General features: G+C 69.3%; 23 protein-coding genes. 14 read left to right on the top strand and 9 right to left on the bottom strand.

Annotation, left to right across the window (positions count from 1 at the left end; translation table 11 throughout):
• Nucleotides 1-49 precede the first annotated feature (49 nt).
• Genes FHS44_RS23710 through FHS44_RS23700 form a run of 3 tightly spaced genes read left to right on the top strand, consistent with a single transcriptional unit; the run spans nt 50 to nt 4,414 of the window.
• The gene (locus FHS44_RS23710; protein ID WP_184718257.1) at nt 50-703 is read left to right on the top strand and encodes a TetR/AcrR family transcriptional regulator; all 654 of its coding nucleotides are present in this window, start codon (nt 50-52) and stop codon (nt 701-703) included.
• Nucleotides 693-2,426, top strand: coding sequence for an ABC transporter ATP-binding protein (locus tag FHS44_RS23705; protein WP_184718255.1), 1,734 nt, complete (start codon nt 693-695; stop codon nt 2,424-2,426). Before FHS44_RS23710 ends, FHS44_RS23705 begins: the two co-directional genes overlap by 11 nt.
• Nucleotides 2,423-4,414 (top strand): ABC transporter ATP-binding protein, encoded by a 1,992-nt coding sequence (locus FHS44_RS23700; RefSeq protein WP_184718253.1) that lies wholly within the window; start codon nt 2,423-2,425, stop codon nt 4,412-4,414. Before FHS44_RS23705 ends, FHS44_RS23700 begins: the two co-directional genes overlap by 4 nt.
• Nucleotides 4,415-4,489: 75 nt before the next feature.
• Here the strand turns inward: FHS44_RS23700 and FHS44_RS23695 are convergent, their stop codons facing one another.
• Complete coding sequence (locus tag FHS44_RS23695) at nt 4,490-5,644, bottom strand: hypothetical protein (RefSeq protein WP_184718251.1); 1,155 nt, start codon at nt 5,642-5,644, stop codon at nt 4,490-4,492.
• A gap of 23 nt (nt 5,645-5,667) precedes the next feature.
• Nucleotides 5,668-6,216 carry a DUF4365 domain-containing protein gene (locus tag FHS44_RS23690; protein ID WP_184718249.1) on the bottom strand — a complete coding sequence of 183 codons (549 nt, stop codon included), beginning with the start codon at nt 6,214-6,216 and terminating at the stop codon, nt 5,668-5,670.
• 167 nt (nt 6,217-6,383) lie between these two features.
• Between FHS44_RS23690 and FHS44_RS23685 the strand changes: the two genes are divergently transcribed.
• The 4 genes from FHS44_RS23685 (at nt 6,384) to FHS44_RS23670 (ending at nt 10,580) form a co-directional block, all read left to right on the top strand.
• The gene (locus FHS44_RS23685; RefSeq protein WP_184718247.1) at nt 6,384-7,253 is read left to right on the top strand and encodes an NAD-dependent protein deacetylase; all 870 of its coding nucleotides are present in this window, start codon (nt 6,384-6,386) and stop codon (nt 7,251-7,253) included.
• 65 nt (nt 7,254-7,318) lie between these two features.
• Nucleotides 7,319-8,767: a hypothetical protein gene (locus FHS44_RS23680; protein WP_184718245.1), complete on the top strand. Its 1,449-nt coding sequence runs from the start codon at nt 7,319-7,321 to the stop codon at nt 8,765-8,767.
• Nucleotides 8,768-8,869: 102 nt separating this feature from the next.
• Nucleotides 8,870-9,046 carry an SRPBCC family protein gene (locus FHS44_RS23675; RefSeq protein WP_184718243.1) on the top strand — a complete coding sequence of 59 codons (177 nt, stop codon included), beginning with the start codon at nt 8,870-8,872 and terminating at the stop codon, nt 9,044-9,046.
• Nucleotides 9,047-9,428: 382 nt separating this feature from the next.
• Nucleotides 9,429-10,580 (top strand): cytochrome P450, encoded by a 1,152-nt coding sequence (locus FHS44_RS23670; protein WP_184718241.1) that lies wholly within the window; start codon nt 9,429-9,431, stop codon nt 10,578-10,580.
• Nucleotides 10,581-10,622: 42 nt separating this feature from the next.
• Here FHS44_RS23670 and FHS44_RS23665 read toward each other — a convergent pair whose 3' ends face one another.
• Entirely contained in the window at nt 10,623-10,982 is a 360-nt protein-coding gene (locus FHS44_RS23665) for a VOC family protein (RefSeq protein WP_184718239.1), read from the bottom strand.
• A gap of 91 nt (nt 10,983-11,073) precedes the next feature.
• Between FHS44_RS23665 and FHS44_RS23660 the strand changes: the two genes are divergently transcribed.
• Complete coding sequence (locus FHS44_RS23660) at nt 11,074-11,862, top strand: helix-turn-helix domain-containing protein (RefSeq protein ID WP_184718237.1); 789 nt, start codon at nt 11,074-11,076, stop codon at nt 11,860-11,862.
• Here FHS44_RS23660 and FHS44_RS23655 read toward each other — a convergent pair.
• Both FHS44_RS23655 and FHS44_RS23650 read right to left on the bottom strand, forming a co-directional pair.
• Nucleotides 11,852-13,054 (bottom strand): cytochrome P450, encoded by a 1,203-nt coding sequence (locus tag FHS44_RS23655; RefSeq protein ID WP_184718235.1) that lies wholly within the window; start codon nt 13,052-13,054, stop codon nt 11,852-11,854. The two genes, FHS44_RS23660 and FHS44_RS23655, sit on opposite strands and share 11 nt — an antisense overlap.
• A 35-nt stretch (nt 13,055-13,089) precedes the next feature.
• Nucleotides 13,090-14,283 (bottom strand): acyltransferase family protein, encoded by a 1,194-nt coding sequence (locus FHS44_RS23650; protein WP_184718233.1) that lies wholly within the window; start codon nt 14,281-14,283, stop codon nt 13,090-13,092.
• 529 nt (nt 14,284-14,812) lie between these two features.
• Here FHS44_RS23650 and FHS44_RS23645 point away from each other — a divergent pair.
• The gene (locus tag FHS44_RS23645) at nt 14,813-15,910 is read left to right on the top strand and encodes an acyltransferase family protein (protein ID WP_184718231.1); all 1,098 of its coding nucleotides are present in this window, start codon (nt 14,813-14,815) and stop codon (nt 15,908-15,910) included.
• A gap of 56 nt (nt 15,911-15,966) precedes the next feature.
• Here the strand turns inward: FHS44_RS23645 and FHS44_RS23640 are convergent, their stop codons facing one another.
• On the bottom strand, nt 15,967-17,505 hold the full coding sequence (locus FHS44_RS23640; protein WP_184718229.1) for an MFS transporter: 1,539 nt from the start codon (nt 17,503-17,505) through the stop codon (nt 15,967-15,969).
• Nucleotides 17,506-17,677: 172 nt separating this feature from the next.
• Here FHS44_RS23640 and FHS44_RS23635 point away from each other — a divergent pair, with 172 nt between their 5' ends.
• Both FHS44_RS23635 and FHS44_RS23630 read left to right on the top strand, forming a co-directional pair.
• On the top strand, nt 17,678-18,046 hold the full coding sequence (locus FHS44_RS23635) for a YciI family protein (RefSeq protein ID WP_184718227.1): 369 nt from the start codon (nt 17,678-17,680) through the stop codon (nt 18,044-18,046).
• 39 nt (nt 18,047-18,085) lie between these two features.
• Nucleotides 18,086-19,321: an RNA polymerase sigma factor gene (locus FHS44_RS23630; RefSeq protein WP_184718225.1), complete on the top strand. Its 1,236-nt coding sequence runs from the start codon at nt 18,086-18,088 to the stop codon at nt 19,319-19,321.
• Nucleotides 19,322-19,324: 3 nt separating this feature from the next.
• On the opposite strand, the gene FHS44_RS23625 is transcribed toward FHS44_RS23630, so the two are convergent.
• On the bottom strand, nt 19,325-20,131 hold the full coding sequence (locus FHS44_RS23625; RefSeq protein WP_184718223.1) for an alpha/beta fold hydrolase: 807 nt from the start codon (nt 20,129-20,131) through the stop codon (nt 19,325-19,327).
• 133 nt (nt 20,132-20,264) lie between these two features.
• On the opposite strand from FHS44_RS23625, the gene FHS44_RS23620 reads away from it, so the two are divergent.
• Nucleotides 20,265-20,873, top strand: coding sequence for a TetR/AcrR family transcriptional regulator (locus FHS44_RS23620; RefSeq protein ID WP_184718221.1), 609 nt, complete (start codon nt 20,265-20,267; stop codon nt 20,871-20,873).
• A 4-nt stretch (nt 20,874-20,877) separates the two neighbouring features.
• On the opposite strand, the gene FHS44_RS23615 is transcribed toward FHS44_RS23620, so the two are convergent.
• Complete coding sequence (locus FHS44_RS23615; protein ID WP_184718219.1) at nt 20,878-21,381, bottom strand: DinB family protein; 504 nt, start codon at nt 21,379-21,381, stop codon at nt 20,878-20,880.
• 152 nt (nt 21,382-21,533) lie between these two features.
• On the opposite strand from FHS44_RS23615, the gene FHS44_RS23610 reads away from it, so the two are divergent.
• Entirely contained in the window at nt 21,534-22,073 is a 540-nt protein-coding gene (locus FHS44_RS23610) for a DUF4262 domain-containing protein (RefSeq protein ID WP_184718217.1), read from the top strand.
• Here FHS44_RS23610 and FHS44_RS23605 read toward each other — a convergent pair.
• Nucleotides 22,065-22,898, bottom strand: a complete 834-nt coding sequence (locus FHS44_RS23605; RefSeq protein ID WP_184718215.1) for a helix-turn-helix transcriptional regulator — start codon at nt 22,896-22,898, stop codon at nt 22,065-22,067. The genes FHS44_RS23610 and FHS44_RS23605 overlap by 9 nt on opposite strands.
• A 115-nt stretch (nt 22,899-23,013) precedes the next feature.
• Here FHS44_RS23605 and FHS44_RS23600 point away from each other — a divergent pair, with 115 nt between their 5' ends.
• Complete coding sequence (locus FHS44_RS23600) at nt 23,014-23,775, top strand: SDR family oxidoreductase (RefSeq protein ID WP_184718213.1); 762 nt, start codon at nt 23,014-23,016, stop codon at nt 23,773-23,775.
• Nucleotides 23,776-23,867: the final 92 nt, after the last annotated feature.

Raw genomic sequence — 23,867 nt, 5'->3', positions numbered from 1 at the left:
CCCAATAAATATGAGTGAGTGAGTCACTCACTCATATAGGGTGATTCGCGTGATCTCTACCTCTCCGCGTGCCGCGCCACTCCCCCCGGACGAACGGCGGGCCGCGCTCATCGCCTCCACCCTCGCGCTGATCCTCGCCGAGGGCCCGGATGTGAACACCCGGCAGATCGCCCAGGCGGCCGGGGTGGCGGAGGGGACGATCTTCCGCGTCTTCGCCACCAAGGACGAGCTGGTCAGGGCGGCCATCACCAGCGCCTTCGACTCCACGGCGCTGATCCGCGACCTGACGGCCATCGACCGTACGGCTCCGCTCGGGGCACGCCTCGTCACCGCCGTCGAGATCCTGCAACGCCACACGGTGCGTGTCTTCCGGCTGGTCGACGCGCTGGGCGTCGAGGCGATCACCAAGTACGACCGCGAGCGCAGGGCGCAACTCGGCGAGGACGACTGCGACGACCCGCGTGCCGTCATCAGGCAGACGATCGTCAACCTGATCGTCCCCGACCGCGACCTGCTGCGCTGCACCGCCCAGGAGGCGGCACGGCGCCTGCACCTGCTGACCGCCGCGGGCAGCCACCCCAAGCTCGTCGAGAACGACCCCCTGGCTCCCACGGAGATCGTCTCCATGCTGCTGGACGGCATCCGCCAACGGCGTGACGACGACCTCCTCCTCCCAGAACGTGGAGACCCCCATGCTGAGTAGGCTGCTCCGCACGCACCTACGGCCCTACACCTCGACCCTGATCGCCGTCATCGTCCTGCAGCTGATCAGCACCATCACCTCGCTGTACCTCCCGAGCCTCAACGCCGACATCATCGACCGGGGCGTCGCCACCGGGGACACCGGCTACATCCTCACCGCGGGCGGCTGGATGCTGGCCGTCTCCCTCGTGCAGATCGCCTGCTCGATCGCCGCGGTCTACTACGGCGCCCGCGCCGCGATGGGCTTCGGCCGCGACGTCAGGGCCGCCGTGTTCCACCGGGTGAACGGCTTCTCCAGCAGGGAGCTGTCCCACTTCGGCGCCCCCTCGCTGATCACCCGCACCACCAACGACGTCCAGCAGGTCCAGATGCTGGTGATGATGACCTGCACCATGCTGGTGGCCGCGCCGATCATGTGCGTCGGCGGCGTCATCATGGCGCTGCGTCAGGACATCGGCCTGTCCTGGTTGATGCTGGTCTGCGTCCCGGTGCTGCTGGTCACGATCGGCCTGCTCGTCTCCCGCATGGTCCCCCAGTTCCGCGCCATGCAGACCAGGATCGACACGGTCAACCGGGTGCTGCGCGAGCAGCTGACCGGCATCCGCGTCGTGCGCGCCTTCGTCAGGGAGCGTGAGGAGACCCGGCGCTTCGCCGAGGCGAACGACGAACTGACCGCGACCGCGCTGCGCGTGGGACGACTGACCGCGCTCATCTTCCCCCTCGTCATGCTGATCCTCAACGCGTCGAGCGTCGCCGTGCTCTGGTTCGGCGCCTTCCGCGTGGACAGCGGGGAGATGCAGGTCGGCGCGCTCACCGCCTTCCTCATGTATCTGATCCAGATCCTCGGCGCGATGATGATGGCCACCTTCATCTCGATCATGATCCCGCGCGCCGCGGTCTGCGCCGAGCGCATCGGCGAGGTGCTGCGCACCGACTCCTCCGTGCCGCCGCCAACCGATCCGGTACGGCGGGTGCACACGCACGCCGAGCTCGAACTGCGTGACGTCGGGTTCCGCTACCCGGGCGCCGCGGCACCGGTGCTGTCCGGCGTCTCCTTCCGCGTCACCGCGGGGCAGACGACCGCCGTCATCGGCAGCACCGGGGCGGGCAAGACGACGCTGATCTCCCTCGTCCCCCGCCTCTTCGACGCCACCGAGGGCACCGTGCTGGTGGACGGAGTGGACGTGCGCGACCTCGACCCCGCGATGCTCTGGACGCGGATCGGCCTGGTGCCGCAGAAGCCGTACCTCTTCACCGGCACCGTCGCCAGCAACCTGCGCTACGGCAACCCCGAGGCGACCGACGAGGAGCTGTGGGAGGCCCTTGAGGTCGCCCAGGCCCGTGACTTCGTCGAGGCGATGTCCGAGGGACTCGACGCGCCCATCGTCCAGGGCGGCACGAACGTCTCCGGTGGCCAGCGTCAGCGCCTCTCGATCGCCAGGGCGTTGGTCAGCAGGCCCGAGATCTACCTGTTCGACGACTCGTTCTCCGCCCTCGACCTGGCGACGGACGCCCGGCTGCGCGCCGCCCTGCGCCCGCGTACCGCCGACGCCGCCGTCGTGATCGTCGGCCAGCGGGTCTCCACCATCGCCGACGCCGACCAGATCGTCGTCCTCGACGACGGCGTGGTCGTCGGCAGGGGAACCCACGACGAACTGCTCGACTCCTGCCCGACCTATGTCGAGATCGTCGAGTCCCAGCTCACCGAGGAGAGGGCGGCATGAGCGGCAACCAACAGGCGACGCCCGCGCGTCCCCGTCCCCCCGCGGGCGGCAGCCCCTTCGGCCGCAACCCCTTCGGCGGCGGGATGCCGACCGAGAAGTCGATGAACTTCGGCCCCTCCATGCGCCGTCTCGTACGGCGGCTCGCCCCGGAGCGCACCCGGCTCTTCGCGGTGATCGGCCTGGCCGTGATCAGCGTGGTCTTCGGCGTCATCGGTCCCAAGATCCTCGGTCAGGCCACCGACCTGATCTTCAGCGGCGTGATCGGCAGGCAACTGCCCGCGGGGACGACCACGGAACAGGCGGTCCAGGCCGCCCGCGCCTCGGGCAACGAGAACTTCGCCGCCATGCTCGCCGGGATGCACGTCGTCCCCGGCCAGGGCATCGACTTCGGCGCGCTGGCCACGGTCCTGTCCTGGGCCCTGGCTCTCTACGTCGCGGCGTCGGTCTTCGGCTGGCTGCAGGGCTACCTGCTCAACGACGTGGTGCAGCGGACGGTGTTCCGGCTGCGCTCCGACGTCGAGGACAAGCTCAACCGGCTCCCCCTGCGCTTCTTCGACGGCCAGCCGCGCGGCGAACTCCTCAGCCGGGTCACCAACGACATCGACAACGTCTCCCAGACCCTGCAGCAGACGTTGAGCCAGTTGCTGACCGCGCTGCTGACCGTGGTCGGCGTGCTGGTAATGATGTTCGTGATCTCCCCGCTGCTCGCGCTGATCGCCCTGGTGACCATCCCGATCTCGACGATCCTCACCGGGCAGATCATGAAGCGCTCGCAGAAGCTGTTCGTCGCGCAGTGGACGCACACCGGCACCCTGAACGCCCACATCGAGGAGGCGTTCACCGGCCACGAGCTGGTGAAGGTCTTCGGCCGTGGCCCCGAGGTCGAGGAGGTGTTCCGCACCAGGAACGAGGAGCTGTTCAAGGCCAGCTTCGGCGCCCAGTTCATCTCCGGGATCATCATGCCGACGATGATGTTCGTCGGGAACCTCAACTACGTCGCCATCGCGGTCGTCGGCGGCCTGCGGGTCGCCACGGGGTCGATGAGCCTGGGCGACGTGCAGGCGTTCATCCAGTACTCCCGGCAGTTCACCCAGCCGCTGACCCAGGTCGCCTCCATGACCAACCTGCTGCAGTCCGGGGTGGCCTCGGCCGAACGGGTCTTCGAGCTGCTCGACGCCGAGGAGCAGACCCCCGACCCGGCCAACCCGGTGCCCCCGACCGTACGGCGGGGCCGCGTCGAGTTCGAGCACGTCTCCTTCCGCTACGAGGCCGACCGTCCCCTCATCGAGGACCTGTCCCTGGTGGCCGAACCCGGGCACACGGTCGCCATCGTCGGCCCGACCGGCGCCGGCAAGACCACCCTGGTCAACCTGGTCATGCGCTTCTACGAGCTGGACGCGGGCCGCATCACCCTCGACGGCGTGGACATCACCGCGATGCGCCGCGACGACCTGCGCTCCCACGTCGGCATGGTACTCCAGGACACCTGGCTGTTCGGCGGGACCATCAGGGAGAACATCGCCTACGGCAACCCCGGGGCGACCGAGGAGCAGATCCAGGCCGCCGCGCGGGCCACCTACGTCGACCGGTTCGTCCGCTCCCTGCCCGACGGCTACGACACCGTGATCGACGAAGAGGGAGGCAACATCAGCGCCGGTGAACGCCAGCTGCTGACCATCGCCCGCGCCTTCCTGTCCAACCCGTCCCTGCTGATCCTCGACGAGGCGACCAGCGCCGTGGACACCCGCACCGAGGTCCTGGTCCAGCACGCCATGGCCGCACTGCGCTCCGACCGCACCAGCTTCGTCATCGCCCACCGCCTGTCCACCATCCGCGACGCAGACCTGATCCTGGTGATGGAGGAGGGCAGCATCGTCGAACAGGGCACCCACGAACAACTCCTCACCACCCAGGGCCCCTACCACCGCCTCTACTCAGCCCAGTTCACCGGCGCCCTCGTCCCCGCCGACACCGAATCATCCACCTGACCCCCGCCGGGCCGTACGGCCTGGCCCGATCATGCGAAGTGGCGGTCACCCCCGTGGGGACCGCCACTTCGGCTTCTAGTCGTCTCCGAGGGCGGGCAGTACCGAGAAGCAGGTCAGACGACGCAGGGAGCGGCGTGTCCCGCGAACGTCGAGATCACCTGTCGCGGTGACCTCAAGGCCGGTCTTGTGCGCCTGCACCGCGAGGTTGTAGTCGGACTCGTCAAGCTCGACGCGGAACCTTCTCGTCTCACCCGTGTCGTCGTCGACTCCCTGGATGACGACTTCCCCTTTTCCGTACTTCCTCTCCCGGAACAGGCGGACGACCAGGCCGCTGACCGTGATCCCGGCTCTCGGTTGTTTCGTCCGTAGAAAGTCCGCGGCCTCCCCGAGGATTCTCTGCTGACCCGGCGTTATCTTCAGACGCGTGGGCTCATGGGATCCGGGAGCGAGTGGAGACTGTGAGAACCGGATCTGGTACACATCGTGATCCGGCCCTCCGAGAAGGCTCAGCGCTTCCAACTCGGTGGCATTCGGAGAAGCCTGACCGAGTTGCCCGAAAGCCGAAAGGGGTTTGTCCCCCTCGCCGACTTCCTCCGCCAGACGCCGTGCCCGCTGAGCCGCGGCGAGCATTCTGCTCGTCACCTTACGACCGAAGGGCCGAGGAGGAATGTCCAGCAGGGATTCCTGACCGGCCGCGGAGGCGGTCGCCCCTTCCGTGTACGCGTCCACCAGTGGAAGGGCCAGGGAGAGCACGAAACTTCCCGGCTGGGTGGAAATACGGGTCTGCGCCGCATAGGACTCCGCCCGTTGCGGACGCCGGGGAGGCAGCACGAGATAGTCGGCGTCCAGCGCCGTGGCCGAGGCCACCACGTAGTTCCGCAGGGCCGATATCGCGGAATGCGCCAGGAACAGTGGTGCCTCCCCGGCCGGAGCGTCCGGCGTCAGCCGTACCGACACATTGTCCGCACCACCGAAGCTCATGTCCGCGGAAACTTCCTGGGGAAGGCGACGCTCCACGTAAGCGAGCGTTCGCAACGCCTCGTCCGCCCGCTCGGCGTAGTCGCGGACCTCCTGCCTGTTCGGGAGAACGATCCGCATCATCGTTTCCATGTCGGATCGCACCGGCCGCCACAACGTGGTCCGGCCGTCGTCGTCTTCGAGAGTCCACCCGGAACCGCGCAGATAAGCGACGAAGACGGCCAGGCTGGGAAACGCCGCCGCCTCTTCCACAAGACTTTCCCCTGGTCCACCCACTACAACTCCCACGCGTCGACGTCAGGCACGGGGGTGGATCTACGGACTCCGTAGGTCCTGAGCATCATGAGAAGCCCGTCGCGGTCCAGAGTGTTCTCCGCTGGAAGGCAGACGACCTGGGTCTTCGCGTTGTCGGACGCCGACAAGCCCTCCAGTGAGACCCATGCTCCACGACCGACCAGAAGGGTTCCCTCGTCGTAGAGGCGCACGTTCTCGCCATTCTTCGACAGACCGATGACGGCGAGTATTCTCCTGACCGAATGGTCGATTCGCCGCAGCACGTCATAGGTCTCGATATCCAGGTCATAGTAGTAATCACCGTCGCCCGACCGACGAAGGTCCACCGTGGTCTTGACCTGCACGAGAACGGCGGGATTGTACGTGCCCTGCTCAACGCCGCGAAGAAAAAGCTGCACGTCCGATTTCTGGAGATCCAGGGTGGTCGGCCGCCCATGGAGAAGACCACTACCCGCGGCGACCACCTCAAGCCATGCTTCCCCGAAGTCACCTTGCAGAGTGTTCCGCTCCCAATCCCGCCCGGAGACCATCGCGCCTCAATCGTTCTGCCAAATCCGGAAAGCCGCCCGGCCGATGGTATAAACACGCCGCCAGTCACCAAGGAGTAATTACTTTATTGATGACAAAATCACCTATGCCCCCTTATGTCGTTTTCTCGTAAGCCACCGCGCGAAAGTGAGATAACCACCCATCGGCCATGCCGCCGCACGGACCGCCACATACGGTGAGGCACCATGGAAGGGTGAGCGAGGGCAGGAGCCGGTTGGCGGGGTTGGTCGCCGGGGGCGGCGTTGTTGTGTTGAGTGGGGCCGGGATGTCCACCGAGTCGGGGATTCCCGACTATCGGGGGCCGCGGGGTTCCCTGAGCCGGCACACGCCCATGACCTACCAGGACTTCACCGGCAGCGAGGCGGCCAGGCGGCGTTACTGGGCCCGCAGCCACGTCGGCTGGCGGACGATGACCGGGGCCGCGCCGAACAGCGGTCATGAGGCGGTCGCCGCCCTCCAGCGGCAGGGTCTGGTGACCGGCATCGTGACGCAGAACGTGGACGGCCTGCACCAGGCGGGCGGTGCCCGCGAGGTCGTCGAGCTGCACGGCAGCCTGCACCACGTGGTCTGCCTCGACTGCGGCGACTCGACCCCGCGTGAGGAGCTGGACCACCGCCTGCGGCAGGCGAACCCCTCCTTCGGCTTCAAGACCACCACGATCAACCCGGACGGTGACGTCGAACTGGGGGACGCCGAGGTCAGCGGGTTCCGGGTGGTCGGGTGCCTGGCGTGCGACGGGGGGACGCTCAAGCCCGACGTCGTCTTCTTCGGGGAGACCGTACCCGCCGACCGGGTGCACACGAGCTACGCCCTGGTGGCGGGGGCGCGCCTGCTGCTGGTCCTCGGGTCGTCGCTGACGGTGCTCTCCGGACGCCGGTTCGTCCTGCACGCCGCCAGGCTCGGCATCCCCGTGGTGATCATCAACCAGGGCGAAACCCGCGGCGACCCCTACGCCACCCTCACCCTCGACGCCCCCCTGGGCACGATCCTCCCGGAACTCGCCCAGGCATTGGCTTGAAATGATAAATGCCGATTTATCGGTGTAAATGAGTTTGTCGGGAGGGGTCGCTAGCCTTCCTTCCCGTGTCCAAACGATCAACAGTTCTCTGGGCGGCGGCGACCCTGACTGCGGCGGCCCCCTCCGCCTGGTTCTGGATCGTGGCGACACTGTCCAACGAGTCAGGTGGCTCCTACTCCTCCCTCATCGTCACGATGGGCGGTATATGCCCGGGCTTCGAGCTCGACCTCCGGCTTCAGATCCTGCTCATTCCCCTGCGGGACCTCCTCCTCATGGAGTACGGCGCCGCGCCGCTGATCGCGCTCTCCTGGGCAGGCGTCCTGCTGGCCCAACGGATCGGCCGTCCCTGGCTCGGGCGGATCCTGCCCTCCCTGACCGTCGCGCTGCTGGTCGTCTCCAACCTGACGTCCCCGCTGCTGTTCGTACTCGACACAGCGAGGGACCCGGCGTGCGCTGGGAACTGGGGACCGCTGGAGATCACCGCCTGGAGCAACGCCATGGGGCTCTACTCCCTGGTCCCGGCCGTCCTGGTCCTGCTCGCCCTGCGCACCCCGGGAGCCCGGCGTGGCCGCCTCGCCCGCGTGGGAGTCTCGCTCGTACTCGCCGCCCCGGTCCTGCTGTGCGTCACGGCCAGTGCCCCGGCGGGGAAGGTGAGCGCCTCGCGCGACCTCGACTGCTTCGCACCCGAAGAAGCCGCCCCCTCGAAGCTCAACGAGCGGGACAGACGGTTCCTGTGCGCGATCCGGAACGGTCTCACCAGGGAGGGGGCGCCCGAACTGGCACGGATGCCCGACCGCGAACTCCTCGCCTACGGCGACCAACTGTGCGCGCTCGCCGTACGAAACGGGGGAGATCTGCGCGCGCCCGAGCTTGAGAGGGCGATGGGCCGCATACAGGACACCTCCACGCTGACCGGGGCATTGGCCGGGAGATGCCCCGTCGTGGCGCAGGCGATCGCGGAGGAGGAACAGCGCATGAAGGCCGCGAACGACGCGTATGTCGCCACCGCGAAACGGCGCTGCGCCGCCCATCCCCGCCACCGCCCCAAGATCAAGCCGGTACGGCAGGCCGCCGCGACCATGTGGACGGAGTTCTGGTACATCAACGCCTGGGACGAGGGAAACGAGGGCGGAAGCACCGGCAAGATGGTCGCCAACCTGGTGGGGAGCAGCCCCGGCGCGTTGGACGTCTGGGCCGCCGACGAGATCGGGCACGCGTGCGTGACGGGCGAGGCCTACCGGCGCCGCCCTCCGGTCGAGACCCGGGGCTGGGACCAGGTCGTCGAGGTGAGTTACCGGACCACCAAGGGAACCCTGTCCTTCGTGGACGGCCGGGGCGAGAGCATGCCCAACCTCGCGGCCATGGGCCCGGGAGACTACCGAGTCCGCGTCCACATCCGAGACCGCAAAACCGTCCAGGAACACTACGACGCCCCCGACGCCACCATCCAACTCTTGATCATGGTCTTCCCCGGCAAGGAGAAGAAGCCCGTGATCTACCGCAACTACCCCTGAGGAGAAACCAACAAGGACTAACGCACCCAGCATTCAACACTGGTCGCGCTCGGCTCGGGGACACGGCTGACCCTGCGGCACACGCTTGGGGAACGCAGGTGGATGCCGGAGATCGCGGCCGGGTGGCACCTGTGCCTCGACGTCGCCGAACGTCTGCTTGACGGGTACCCGGTGGGTCCGATCCGGGGGAGGAAGGCGCGTGACCACGGCTGGGAGGGGCTGCGCGAGATCTACGCCAGGCAACTGGAGGAGACGTGCCTCAACCAGCAGATGGTGTGACCCATCGACCAGGGGTCTCGCGACGGTCGTGAGCGTGACGGTGCTCCGCTCGGTCGGCTGAGCGCGATCCGGGCGCCCCATGCCGCGCCCGGCCGTACGGCAACCAGAAGATCCGCCCAGCCGTACAGCACGCCTGAAGGTCCGCGCAGCCGTACAGCACGCCAGAAGACCCGCGCGGTCGTACGGTGCGTGGCAAAACAGGTGGAGAGCAGAAAGGTCGCGTTCTTCAAGGGTATTTATTGGAAAATGCTCTGTTTTTTTCACCTCTTCTCCAGGCATTACCGGCTGCATATGATTCGAGCCGGTTGACTGACGCCCGGATCCGGCCTCCCGCCTGTGAGGAAGGGGCACCATGGACCAGCCCGCCGAACGTACGTTTCCCATGCACCGACCGGACCCGTCCGGCACCCCCGCGGAGCTCGCCGAGCTTCGTGGGGAGCCGCCCTGCCGCATCCGCTTCGCCGACGGTAAAGATCATTGGGTGCTGAGCCGTCACGCCGATGTCCGGGCGGTGCTGGCCGATCCGCGCATCAGCGCCGACGACAGGCGCGACGGTTTCCCCCAGTTGCTTCCCGGGGCGAAACCGGGCGAGCTGTCCTTCACCCGGATGGACGACCCCGAGCACGGGCGGCTGCGGCGCATGCTGACCTCCGAGTTCAGCGTCCCTCGGGTCGAGGCGATGCGGCCGACGATCGAGGGCGTGGTCGACGGCCTGCTCGACGACCTGGAGAAGGGTGGCGGCCCCGCCGATCTGGTACGGCGCTTCGCCCTGCCGGTGCCGACGCTGGTGATCTGCGGGCTCCTCGGCGTGCCGTACGGTGACCACGACTTCTTCCAGACGCGCAGCGCGGCCATCCTCTCCTCCAACCCACCCGAGGTCGCGGGGCCCGCCTTCGCCGAGATCGCCGTCTATCTCGACCGGCTCCTGACCGACAAGATGCGTGAGCCGAAGGACGACCTGCTCAGCAGGCTCGCGGCGCGGGTCGGTCATGGGGAGCTCGACTACGACGAGGCGCTCGGCATGGCGCGGGTGCTCCTGATCGCCGGGCACGAGACCACCGCGAACGTGCTGGCGTTGAGCGTGCTGACCCTGCTGAGCCATCCCGACCAGCTCGCCGAGTTGCGTGCCGACCCGGCGCTCGCCCGTTCCGCGGTCGCCGAGCTGCTGAGGTTCCTGACGATCACGCAGGGGCCCATGGCGCGGATGGCGCTGGCGCCGCTTGAGGTGGGCGGGGTGAGCGTGCGGGCGGGCGACGGGGTGGTGATGTCGCTGCTGTCGGCCAACAGGGACGAGCGCGCCTTCCCCGAGCCCGACCGGCTGGACCTGCGGCGTGATCCGAAGTTCCACGTCGCGTTCGGGTTCGGTCCACACCAGTGTCTCGGCCAGAACCTGGCCAGGATCGAGCTTGAGGTGGCGCTCTCCCGGCTGTTCGCCCGCTTCCCCGGCCTCGCCCTCGACCGGCCTGTCGAGGAACTCGACCTGCGGGCCGACTCGGTGATCTACGGCGTGCGGGAGCTGCCCGTCACCTGGTGAACGCGTCGATGAACTTCCAGATCCGGCGTGAGCGCGAGCAGCTCATGAACCCGCGCTGATGCAGAGGAGGTGCCCCTCGGGGTCGGCCAGGACCGTCCAGTCGTCGCCACCGGGCTGGAAGTCGGGCTTCGTGGCGCCGAGGGCCAGCAGTTCCCTCGTGGCGGTCTCCACGTCGGCGACCCTGAAGTCCAGGTGGGCGTGCTTGGCCGCGTCGGGCCAGCCGGGTCCCCGGTAGCCCTCGACCCGCTGGAAGGCGAGCTGGATCGGGCCGTCGCCGAGATAGGCGGTATCGCCGTCGCTGTGGGTGAGCTCCCAGCCGGTGGCCTCGCGGTAGAACTCGGCGAGCGCCCCGGGGTCGGCGCAGTCGAGGATGATAGCGGTGGGCGCCGCGAGAGCGGTCATCGTGACTCCTGAAGTCGTTCGTCGTTTGCGTAACCAGCTTCGCCCATACGGCGGTTACGGTCTTGAAGATTCTTGCGGGTAGTGTCCAGCCGTGCTGTCCGCCGTGTCCCTCGCCGTCCGCCCCCGCTTCACCGTGTCCACGGTGACCTGCCGCGCCCACCACACCCGCTGGTCGGAGCCCGACGCCGACAGGGCCCACCGGCTCGTTCTCGTACGGCGTGGCAGGTTCAGGAGGCGGGTCGACGGGGTGGACACCGACCTGGACCCGACGATGGCCTACCTGGCGGCGCCGGGTGAGGAGGAGCGCTTCGCCCACCCCGCGGGCGGCGACCTGTGCACCTCGGTGACCGTCTCCCCCGACCTCTGGGAGGGGCCGTGGACCGGCGCGACGGTCTACGTGGACGCCCGGGTCGATCTGGCCCACCGGCGGCTGCTCGCGGCGGCGCGGGGCGGCGATGTCGACTACGCGCTCACCGAGGAGCTGCTCGGGCTGGTCGCCTCGGCCACCGGGCACCGTCCCGGCCGCCCGCCGAGCCCCGCGGACCGGGCACTCGTCGCCGCCGCCCGTGAGGCGATCGTCGCCGATCATCCCGACGCCGCCGGGCTCTGCTCGCTGGCCGACCTGCTGGGGGCCTCGCCGTACCGGCTGAGTCGGGTCTTCTCCCGGCAGATGGGGGTCTCGCTGACCCGCTACCGCAACCGGGTCCGGGTCGGCAGGGTGCTGCGGCACGTCGAGGAGGCGGGGGACGATCTCGCCGCCCTGGCCGCCGACCTCGGCTTCGCCGACCAGGCCCACCTGACCAGGACCGTCCGCGAGCACCTGGGCCACACCCCGACCGCGCTGCGCCGCCTGCTCGTACGGCGCGATCTCACCAGGTGACCGGGAGCTCGAACACGCCGTAGTTGATGGCCTCGTCCTTGAAGCGCAGCGCCTCGACCGGCTCGGCGAGCCGCAGGCCGGGGATCCGCGCGAACAGCGTGTCGAAGGCGATCTGCAGCTCAAGGCGCGCCAGGTGCTGGCCGAGGCACTGGTGGCCGCCGAAGCCGAAGGCCACGTGGTGGTGGTTGCCGCGCCGGATGTCGAACTCGTCCGGCGCCGCGAACTGGTCCGGGTCCCGGTTCGCCCCGGTGATGAGGGCCAGGGCGCCCTCCCCCGCCCTGATGAGGGCGCCGCCCAGCTCGACGTCCTCGACCGCGACCCGGGAGGTGGCGATCTCGGCGATCGTGAAGTAGCGCAGCAGCTCCTCGACGGCGGCCGGGGTCCTCGCCGGGTCGGCGCGCAGCTCGGCGAGCTGGTCGGGGTGTTCGAGCAGCAGCAGGGTGCCGAGCGCGATGATGTTCGCGGGAGTCTCGTGCCCGGCCATCAGCAGCATGAACGCCATCCCGACGAGGTCCTTGTGCTCGGGGACCCCCGGCTCCCCCGGCCTCGCCGCCAGCCTGCCGATCACGTCCTCGGTCGGTTCGCGCTCCTTGTCGCGGACCAGCGCGTCCAGATAGTCCGTCAGCTCGACCATGGCCCGCGCGCCCTCCTCCGGCGAGGGCGCGTTCATCACGGTCGAGGAGATCTTGAGGAAGAACTCACGGTCGGCGTACGGCACGCCGATCAGCTCGCAGATCACCATGAGCGGGACCGGGTCGGCGAAGGCCCGCACCAGGTCGACCGGGCGTGGCCCCTCAAGGAGCCGCTCGACGTGCTCGTCGACGATCTCCTGGATGCGGGGCCGCAGCCTGCGCAGCCGCTGGACGGTGAATTCCCCGGCCACGGCCCGCCTGGCGAGCGTGTGCTCCGGCGCGTCCATGCCGATCAGCGAGGTCGAGAACCCGGGCGCGGGCACCTGGTGCTCGTACAGGACGGGGAAGCCGGGGTGGCGCAGGTCCGAGCTGAACCTCGGGTCGGTCAGCATCGCCCTGACGTCCCGGTAGCGGGTGACCGCCCAGGCCAGTCTGCCCGTCGGCAGCTCGACCTTGGAGATCGTCGGGCGCTCGCGCAGCTCGGCGTAGCCGGGGGGCGGCTCGAACGGGCAGGTGCGCCGCATCGGATAGGACAGCGTCGGATAGGTCTCGTCGGTCATCAGGACTCTCCTGGAAGGGTGACGGTCGACGGTGGTCACGCTTGGAGCTGCGGCCCCGAGGTCTTCGGCCGCGGCAGGTCCGGCGTTCCTCGGGTACGGCGTCCGCCCCAGCGGCGCATCGCCGGGATCTCGACCGCGGTCCGCAGGACCCAGGCCGCGAGCACGCACAGCAGGTAGACGCCGACGAGGAAGGCGATCCCGGTGGGGACGCTCCACTGGGTCCGGGTGTAGTGGTTGGCGTATCCGACCCACTCCCCGGCGAAGGCGGCGTGCACCGAGAACAGCACCGGGATGTGCACGATGTAGAAGGCGAAGGACAGGTCGCCGAGTTTGACCATGAACCTGCTGTTCATCACCCTGGCACGGCCCGCGAGGTCGGCCGTCGCGACCGAGCCGACGAGCAGGGCGACCGGGATGGGATAGAGCGCGGCGAAGACGAAGTTCTGCGGCAGGAAGTACAGGGCGACGTAGACGGCCAGCACGCAGAGCGCGGAGACCACGACCGGGACGCGGACCCAGCGGCCCGTCTGGACGATCCGGCACAGGATCATCCCGAGCACGAACTCCAGCGAGCGGACGACCGGGAAGAAGTACAGGAACCACTGCTGCGGCCACGAGCCGACCCCGAAGACCTTGCTCGGCCCGTAGCCCGCCAGGAACGGTTCACTCAGCAGCGGCATGGCCAGGGCGAGCACGCCGACCCCCACCCACCAGAACCAGAGCCGCTGCGGCCTGATCCGGTTGACCAGCATGAACAGCACCGGGAAGGCCGCGTAGCAGAACAGCTCCACGGAGAGCGTCCAGGTGGGGCCGTTGAGCTGGTAGTACATCAGGTCGGCGTCCGGCCACCAGTTCTGCACCAGGAACACGTTGGCGAGCGCCGGGACGAGCCTGATCGTCTCCCCCGCCGCGAGGAAGATGAGGGCCGAGATGACGAGCACCACCAGGTGGTTGGGGAAGACACGCACCAGCCGCCGTCGCCAGAAACGCCGCGCGCCCGGCCTGGCCGACCAGGTGAGCACGAACCCGCTGAGCACGAAGAAGAACGAGACGGCGAGGAAGCCGAGGGCCCCGTTGTCGATGAGGGTGTTGTAACCGGCGGCGACGCCCTTGTCCGCGAAGACCGAGGCCGCGGCGCCGTGGGCGACGAAGACGAACAACATGCCGACGGCCCGCAGGCCAGTCAGCGAAGAGAGGTTTCCTGGGGTTGCTTCCTGCGTGGAGGTCATTGGCGGTTACTCTCCCGAAAGTCGACGGGCCGGGGGCGTGCCCCGGTCTCCCGGCGGAGATTTCCTCCCACACAAAGGTCGGAGCCGACCGCGGTTCCTTGACAGTGCCACAACTTCTCCGGCCCGATTTCTTCGAAAATGCTGTGAAGCCGAAAAGAACGATGGCGGACGTCAAGAACGCGGAAGCGGCTCCGACATATCCGTGAGGACGGCTCTTCGCCGGACGACCCGGATCGGGGACGGGTGCCAACGCCGAGCGTGCCGGGCCGCTGAAAGCCCGGCCGTGGAAAGAGCCACGCAAAGAGGAGGCACCGCCATGCCGTACCTGACGTCTCCCCCGCGCGGGAGGACCCGCGACCATCCGTGACCCGGCTCCAGGGACACGCACTCAGACACCCCGCCCGGCCGTGGGAACGGCACGGAGAGTTCGCACCAACCCTGTTTGGAGTCGCACCACATGGTCGAGTCGTCGCGCCAGTCAGAACCCCGCCCAACCGGACTTCCGTCTCGTCTTCCCTCGCTGACGGGAATGCGATTCGTCGCCGCAACCATGGTCTTCGCCCTGCACGTGATGGTCGAGGGGATATTCGCCTCGGGAGCCTCACACCCGACGCTCTTCAAAATGCTCGCCCTCGGCGGCGGAGCCGGCGTCGGTTTCTTCTTCGTCCTCAGTGGATTCGTGCTGACCTGGTCGGCGCGCTCCGACGACACGCCCCGGACATTCTGGCGGCGGCGTTTCTTCAAGATATATCCGAACCACCTGCTGACGTTCCTCGCGGCGCTTCTCGTCATCACCCTGGTGGTGGGAAACACCGTCGGCCTGGCCGACGCCGTACGCAACCTGTTCCTGCTGCAGGCGTTCTTCCCGCAGGCGCAGACCATCACCAGCGTCAACCCGGTGGCGTGGTCGCTCTCCTGCGAGGCGTTCTTCTACCTGTGCTTCCCTCTCCTGCTCGGCCTCGTGCGCAGGATCAGGCCGGAGCGGCTGTGGAGGTGGGCGGCCGGTGTGGTCGTGGTGATCTTCCTCGTCCCGCTCGCCTCCGGCCTGCTGCCCGCGCAGCAGCCGTACCCGATCCTCGGGGTGACCGAGTGGGAGACCTGGTTCATCTACCACTTCCCGCCGGTGCGGATGCTGGACTTCGTCTTCGGCATCCTGCTGGCCCAGATGGTGCTGACCGGCAGGAGGATCCCCCTCGGCTACCGGGGGTCGGTGCTGCTCAGCGTGGTCGTCTACGCGCTGACCCCGCTGATCCCGCCGACCTACGCCTTCGTCGCGGCACTGTGCGTCCCGCTCGGGCTGGTCATCGCCAACGGCGCCGTCGCCGACCGGGACGGCAGGCGGACCGGGCTGTCGGGCCGGGTGTGGGTGTGGCTCGGTGAGGTGTCCTTCGCCTTCTACATGTGGCACCGGCTGGTCCTGATCACCGGTCATGACCTGCTCGGCGCGGGCGGGGCGTGGCCGACCCCGACCGCCTTCGCCATCAGTGTGCTGCTGTTCTGCGTGACGCTCTTCGTGTCGTGGCTGACGTTCAGCCTGTTCGAACGTCCCGTGATGCGCCGCTTCGGCACCGCGGGCGGCACCTGGCGCGCCAGGTCAGGTGGCGGTCAGGTGGACGCGAAGGTGTGAGCACGCTCCCGGGTCCCCGGTCCGCTCGTCGCGGCGGACCGGGGTCCGGGTCACGGTCAGCTCTCCTCACCGCCCGCCCTGCGGAAGAAGACCGCCGCGAGGACGGTGAAGAGGGCGAAGATGACGGTGGAGACCACCCCGGCCGTGTTGAGGCCCGAGGTGAAGGCGCTGTGCGCCTGCCGCAGCAGCTCGGTCGCCTGGTCGGCGGGCAGGCTCGCCGCGACGGAGGTGGCCCCCGCGACGGTCTCGCGTGCGGCGTCGGCCGCCGCCTCGGGCACTCCGTCGGGTACGGCCCCGGCCATCTGGTGCTGGTAGACGGCCGCGCCGATCGTGCCGAGCAGGGCCAGGCCGAGCGCGCCGCCGAGGAAGTTCGCGGTCTCCGACATGGCAGCCGCCGAACCCGCCCGCTCCGGCGGGACCGAGCCGACGACGAGCCCGGTGCCGATCGTGAAGAGTGGCCCGGTGCCCACGGCGAGGATCGCGATGCCGATCACGACCGGCACCGGCCCCCACGTGGAGTTCACCACGATCAGTACGGCGGCGCCGATCGTGGAGACCGCCAGGCCACCGGCGATGGCGACGCTGGGCTTGAGCGACTTGGTGAAGGCCGGGGTGACCATCGTGCCGACCGCGACCGCCAGGCCCATGGGCGCGAACCACAGGGCGGAGGTCAGCGGGGAGTAGCCGAGCACGCTCTGCAGGAACTGGGTGACCAGCAGACCGACCCCGGCCATCACGATCCCGGCGAGGGCGAGCGCGAGCACCACCAGGGCGAACGAGCGCCGCGTGAACAGCCGCAGGTCGAGCAGCGGGTTGTCCAGGTGGAGCTGACGGCGGACGAAGACGATCGCGAACACCAGGCCGACCAGGATCGCCACGACGGACACGGTGGCCGTGCCGTTCCCGGTGGCGAGGGTCTTGATGCCGTACACGACGGGCAGGATCGCCAGCATGGACAGCAGCACGCTGGTGAGGTCGAGCTTCCCCGCCTGCGGCGGACGGAACTCCGGCAGCAGCAGCGGCCCGGCGATGAGCACGACCACCATGATCGGCAGGGCCATCAGGAACACCGACCCCCACCAGAAGTGGTCGAGCAGGATGCCACCGACCACCGGGCCGAGCGCGGCGCCGGTGAAGTTGCAGGTGGCCCAGACGGCGATGGCCTTGCCGCGATCCTGGGCGTCGCGGAACATGTTGGTGATCAGCGCCAGCGTGGACGGCATCACCGTCGCGCCCGCGATGCCCAGCACCGTCCTGGCCGCGATCAGCACCGTCGGGTTGGGCGCGTAGGCACTGGCCAGCGAGGCGATCGCGAACGCGAACGCCCCGGTCAGCAGCAGTTTGCGCCGCCCGATCCTGTCGCCGAGCGTGCCCATCGTGATCACCAGTCCGGCGACCATGAACCCGTAGGCGTCGGTGATCCATAGCTGTTCGACGCTGTCGGCACCCAGCTCGGCGGTCAGCCTCGGCAGCGCCAGGAACAGCACGTTCATGTCCAGGGCGACCAGCAGCGTGGGCAGTGCCAGCACCGCCAGCCCCATCCAGGTGCGACTTGTCGCCCTTGGCTCGGTCTCCTCCGTCTTGCTGACGGACATGTTGGGCTCCTCTTCGTGGATGCGTCCCGTTGGTGAGGAGGTGACAGATAGGGTTACCTCTCACTGAGAGGTCGGAACGGGTTCTCAGATCTTGCGCCGGGGAGTCAAGAATTCGACGCCGTCTCCGACCTCACCGTGGAAGCACCGGTACAGGGACGAGAGGAGAACCCCCATGAAGTTCCTGCTGATCATGCATATGAACCCGGAGATCTGGGACTCGCTGACCGAGGAGGAGCGCAAGGAGGTCATGAACGGCCACCAGCCGTTCATCGAGGCGGTCCAGAAGTCCGGCGAACTGGTCGGCCACCAGGTGCTCGAAGGCCCCGCGACCAGCGCCGTGGTCCGGGTCACCGACGGCGTCCCGGTGGTCTCCGACGGCCCCTACCTTGAGACCAAGGAATACCTCGCGGGCTTCTACATGATCAACTGTGAGAGCCGGGAGCGCGCCTTCGAACTGGCCGCGATGATCCCCGACGCCTCGGTCCCGGGCATCGGCATCGAGGTGCGCCCCGTCATGTTCTCCGCGGGCAGCCCGGTGTGACACTGGGAGACGGACACCCCTGAGACGAGCGGAGGGGACATGACAGCCGGAACCGGACTGGAAGATCTGTTGCGTTCGCTCGCGCCGCAGGTTCTCGGCGCGCTCGCCCGCCGCTACGACGACTTCGGTCTCTGCGAGGACGCCGTCCAGGAGGCGTTGCTGGCCGCGGCGCAGCAGTGGCCGGTCGAGGGGGTCCCCGACAATCCGCGGGGCTGGATGACGACAGTCGCCTCCCGCCGCCTGGTCGACCTGCTCCGCGCCGAGCAGGCAAGACGCCGCCGCGAGGCCACCGTCGCTGCGCAGCTCCCCGAGGTCGCGCCGGGGCCCGACGAGCACTCCTGGGGCGACCAGGACGACACCCTGACCCTGCTGTTCCTGTGCTGCCATCCCGCGCTGACCCCGGCCTCCCAGGTGGCCCTGACCCTGCGCGCGGTCGGCGGGCTGACCGCGGCCGAGATCGCCCGCGCCTTCCTCGTTCCCGAGGCGACCATGGCGCCCCGCATCAGCCGGGCCAAGCAGCGCATCAGGGCGGCGGGCGCGCGTTTCGAGGAGCCTCCCGAGTCCGAGAGGGCCGAACGGCTGCGCGTGGTGCTCCAGGTGCTCTATCTGATCTTCAACGAGGGCTACACCGCCACCTGCGGCCCCGACCTGCACCGAACCGACCTGACCCGCGAGGCCGTACGGCTGACGCGGAAGGTGTTGCGGCGGCTGCCCGACGACGGTGAGGTGGCCGGGCTGCTGGCGCTCATGCTGCTCACCGAGGCGCGGCGTCCCGCCAGGACCGGTGACGACGGCGCGTTGATCCCGCTGGCCGAGCAGGACAGGTCCCGCTGGGACGCCGCCGCCATCGCGGAGGGCACGGCGCTGGTCACCGAGGCCATGTCGCGCTCGGGGCTGGGGCCGTACCAACTGCAGGCGGCCATCGCGGCCGTGCACGCCGAGGCGGCTCGGCCTGAGGACACCGACTGGACGCAGATCGCGATCCTCTACAAGATTCTCGAACGGCTCACGCCCAACCCGATGGTCACGCTCAACCGGGCCGTCGCCGTCGCGATGACCGAGGGGCCGAGGGCCGGTCTGCTGCTCCTTGAGGAGCTGGAGAACGACGACCGGATGACCAGGCACCACCGTTTCCGCGCGGTGCGCGCCCATCTGCTGGAGATGGCCGACGATCCCCGCGCGGCCCACGACGAATATCTCCTGGCCGCCCGGCACACGGCCAGCATCCCCGAGCAGCGCTATCTGCGATCGAAGGCCGAACGCCTCGGGGCCTGACCCTCAGCCGGTGGGCAGGGAGCCGAGAAACTCACGGACGGCCACGGTGAAGCCCTCGGGGTCACCGGCGTAGACGAAGTGGTCGGTGGCCAGTTCGGCGAGGCGGGTGTTCGGGCGGCGGTCGATCATGGCCTGGGCCTGGTCCGCGGGGATGACACCGCCCTCGGTGCCCCGGACGAGGAGGGCGGGGCAGGTGCTGGCGAGCCAGACGTCCCAGTGGTCGCCGTGGACGAGGTCCTCGGAGTCGACCATGTCCCGGGGATGGAAGGGCAGCCGCCAGGTGCCGTCGGGGTTCTCCCGCAGGTTCTCGGTGAAGTAGGGGGCGGCCTCTCCGAGGGCCTCGACCAGCGCCTCGCGCGTGGGTGCCCGGTACGGCAGCGGCAGGACGAACGCCAGCGGGTTGGGCTTCCCGTCGAGGCCGAGGGCGACCGGCGCGTCCGCGTTGACGAAGGCGGTGACCCGCTCGGGGTGGCGGGCGGCGAGGTGGTAGGCGTTGACGCCGCCCAGTGAGTGGCCTATCACCGCCACCCGGTCGAGGCCGAGGTGGTCGAGCAGGGCGAGGATGTCGGCGAGGTAGCCCTCCCGGGAGTAGTCGGCGGCCCGGTCGGAGTCGCCGTGTCCCCGCTGGTCGGGCGCGATGACCCGCCACTCGGGGGCCAGCCCGGCGGCGACGGCGGCGAAGCTCTTCCCCTCCGACAGGTGCCCGTGCAGGGCGAGCAGCGGACGGCCCTGCCCGCCGAAGTCGACGTAGGACAGGCGGCGGCCCGCGATGTCCAGCTCCGCCCGCGTCGGCGTGATGACGTGGTTCATGGCCTTCTCCTCCACTCGGCTGCCCCTCGCTTGGCACGAAGCTACCAATGGTTTGGGCATTTGCGCAATGCGATCGCCTAAGGCATATGCGCAAGAGCGTGGGACGTCGCGAGCAGGCAAGTAGCATCCCGCTATGGGAAATCGCGAGGACCTGCTCGCCGGGGCGAGACGCTGCCTGGAGGAGAAGGGGTGGGCGCGGACGACCGTGCGCGACATCGCGGCGGCGGCCGGGGTGAGCATGGCGGCCATCGGCTACCACTTCGGCTCGCGGGAGGCGCTGTTGAACGCGGCACTCATCCAGGCGATCGACGAATGGGGCCTGGAGACCGGGCAGACGGCGTCCTCCGCCTACGACGATCTCACCGCCACCCCCGAGGAGCGGTACGAGGCCCTGTGGACGCGGCTTTCGAAGTCGTTCGGCACCCACAGGAAGCTGTGGATGGCCAGCGTCGAGGCCCTGGTGCAGGCCGAGCACTCGCCCGACCTGCGGAAGTATCTCGCCGACGGCCAGCGGGAGGGCCGCAGGGGGCTGGCCTCGATCCTGCTGGGCGTGGAGGAGGACGCGCTTCAGGAGGGCACCGTTCGCACCCTCGGCTCGGTGCAGCTGGCCCTGCTGTCCGGGGTGATGGTGCAGTGGCTGGCCGATCCGGAGCAGGCGCCGACCGGGGCCGAGATCCTGGAGGGGCTGCGGTCCCTCGTGAGCCTCTTCGAGGCCGCGGCCCCCCAGGAGGCGGAGAGCTAGCGGGTCAGCCCATGCTCTTGGCGCCGTCGAGGGACTCGCGGATGATGTCGGCGTGCCCGGCGTGCTGGGAGGTCTCGGCGATGACGTGGAGCACGACCCGGCGCACCGACCTGCTCGCGCCCGGCTCGAACCACGGGGCGGGCGGCAGCGGGTGGGAGACGTCCAGGTCGATCGTCGCCACCAGCTCGTCGGTGGTGCGGGCGACCTCGTCGTAGGCGGCGAGCAGGCTCTGCAGGGTCTCGCCCTCAAGCATGCGGAACTGGCCCGTCCAGTCGGCCTCGTTCATCGTCATCGCGTCGGGGTCGCCGAGCGCGAAGCGCATCCAGCGGGCCTCGACGCCCGCCACGTGCTTGATGAGGCCGCCGAGACACAGCTCGCTCACGGTGGTGCGCATGGCCGCCTGCTCGTCGGTGAGGCCCTCGACCGTGCCCTTCAGGAAGGCCCGGTGCGCGGCAAGCGTTTCGAGCAGGTCGGCGCGCTCACCGGTGATGGTGTCGTTGTGTGTCACGGCGTGGCCTCTCAGATCATCCGGTGTAACCCCTGCTCCGCCAGATTAGGGCTTGCCACCGACAGTTCCGCGGTGCCAGGAAAGACCCTTCGCACCCAACCTTGGCAAGCCCCTCGAATGCGGCGGACCCGGTGACCAGTACGCTCAAAGGCATGTTCGACCGGCTCATCTGTCAGTGCCCGATCTGCGCCGCGTACGACGAGGAGCTCGACGAACTCGACCTCGACACCGTACGGCGGGTCGAGCGGGACGGCTGGGCCGTGATCATGGTCCCCGAGGACGAGGACGGCCCCGGGTGGGCGTTCACCGTCGGGCTGTGGCACACCTTCAGGTCGCCGGAGGCGGCCATGTTCGGGCTGGACGTCGAGGTGATGCGCCGGTGTCTGAACACCCTGGCCGACCGGGTCGCGGCCGGGCACCTGATGGTGGACGGCCAGGAGCGGGACGACGTCATCAGAAATTACCCGGTCGTCACGCGCGCGGTCGATCCGAGCTGGTACCGCTCGCTGTTCGGCGTCGCGCTGCGCCTCTACCGCAGGCCCCCGCTGTCCTTCATGGAGGTCGTCTGGCCCGACAGGGCGGGGCTGTTCCCCTGGGACGCCGACGCGACGCCCCGGCTGCGTGACCTGCAGCCCTCGCTGTGGCTCCCCAGGGACGACCACCCTCCGGGGCCGTGGACGAAGCTACCGTAGGCTCAGGACCCCCTGGGTGATCAGGGCCAGCTTCTCCGCCGCCTCCGAGCCCGGCACGGTCGTGTAGACCACGATCATCTGGTCGGTGTCGCCGGGCAGCGCGAGTGTCTCGTAGCCGACCTCGTACTCCCCCACCTCGGGGTGGCGCAGCCGCTTGACGCCGTGTGTCTTCTCGGCGACCTGGTGCTCCTCCCAGATGCGCGGGAAGGCCGGGTCGCCCTCGGACAGTTCCTCGATCAGCGCCGCCGTCCTCGTGTCGCCGGGGTGGCGGGCGGCGTCCATGCGCAGGTAGGCGACGGTCTCGACGGCGACCCGCTCCCAGTCGGCGTAGAGCGCGCGGCCCGCGGGGTCGAGGAAGGCGTGGCGTGCCATGTTGCGTGGCCGCTGGCGCATCCCGGAGAAGCCGACGACGGCGTCCGCGGCGGCGTTCCACGCCAGCACGTCCATCCTGCGGCCGAGCACGAAGGCGGGCCCGGCGATCGCGTCGATCAGCACCTGGACGCCGGGCCGTACGAGAAGTTGGGGGGAGGTGACGGGCAGGCGGGTGGGGTGGGCGAGGTCCCGCAGGTGGTCGGTCTCGGTCCGGTTCAGGCGCAGCACGCGGGCGACCGCGTCGAGGACGGTGTCGGAGACGTTCTGCCCGCGTCCCTGCTCAAGGCGGACGTAGTAGTCGACGCTGACCCCGGCGAGCTGCGCGACCTCCTCGCGGCGCAGCCCGGGGACGCGACGGCGACGGCCGAAGATCGGCAGCCCGGCGTCCTCGGGCTGGATCCGCGCTCTCCGGGACCGGAGGAAGTCACCCAACTGTCCGGAATCATCGCTCATGGGAAGACTTTAGGTGGTACTCGCAGACCCAGGAAAACCGCTGCCCTGGGCCGGTTCCACGCGTGGCGGCAGAGTCGGATCCGTCAACGAGAACCACTTCGGGGAGCACAGCACCATGAGCACCACCTCTTCTGACCTGTCGGGCCGTACCGCCGTCGTCACCGGGGCCGCGAGCGGCATCGGCGCCGCGACCGCCCGTCTCCTGGCGGCCGGGGGCGCGCGGGTCGCCCTGCTGGCCCGCCGTGAGGACCGCCTGAAGGAGCTGGCGGCCGAGATCGGGACTGCCGTGCCGGTCGTGGTCGACGTGACCGACCAGGCTTCGGTCGACGCGGCGGCGGCCCGGGTGCGCGCCGAGCTGGGCCGGGTCGACCTCGTCGTGAACGCGGCCGGGGTCATGCTGCCCAACCCGGTCGACGACGGCCGTCTCGACGAGTGGACCCGCATGATCGACACGAACGTCACCGGGGTCCTGCGGGTGATCCGCGCCTTCTCCGCCGACCTCGTCTCGGCCGCGGCGGAGGGAGCGACTGCCGACCTGGTCAACATCTCCTCGATCGGCGCGCACATGGTCTTCCCCAACTACGGGGTGTACGGCGCGACCAAGGCGGCGGTCACCTTCCTGTCGGCGGCGCTGCGCAGCGAGTACGGCCCGCGCGACGTCCGGGTGACGAACGTGGAGCCCGGCCTGACCGACACCGAACTTGGCCGGCACACCGACAACGCGGAACTTGGGCTCGACGGCCAGCTCGGCGAGATGTTCGAGGCGATCGGCTCGCTCGCGCCGGAGGACGTCGCCGACCTGGTCGCCTACACGGTGAGCCGTCCCCGGCACGTCAACCTGCGGCAGATCGTGGTGCTGCCGACCCGCCAGGCGTGACCCCGGGCCCCCTTCTGGAAGGCCATGGAACGCGCCATATTTCATGGATTTGCGAACACCAGAGCGACCTGTCACTTTTGTGCGATTGTTGA

Source organism: Streptosporangium saharense (assembly GCF_014203715.1).
GTDB lineage: Bacteria > Actinomycetota > Actinomycetes > Streptosporangiales > Streptosporangiaceae > Streptosporangium > Streptosporangium saharense.
The sequence above is the reverse complement of the archived record's forward strand: the minus strand, read 5'-3'. Positions and strand labels throughout refer to the sequence as shown.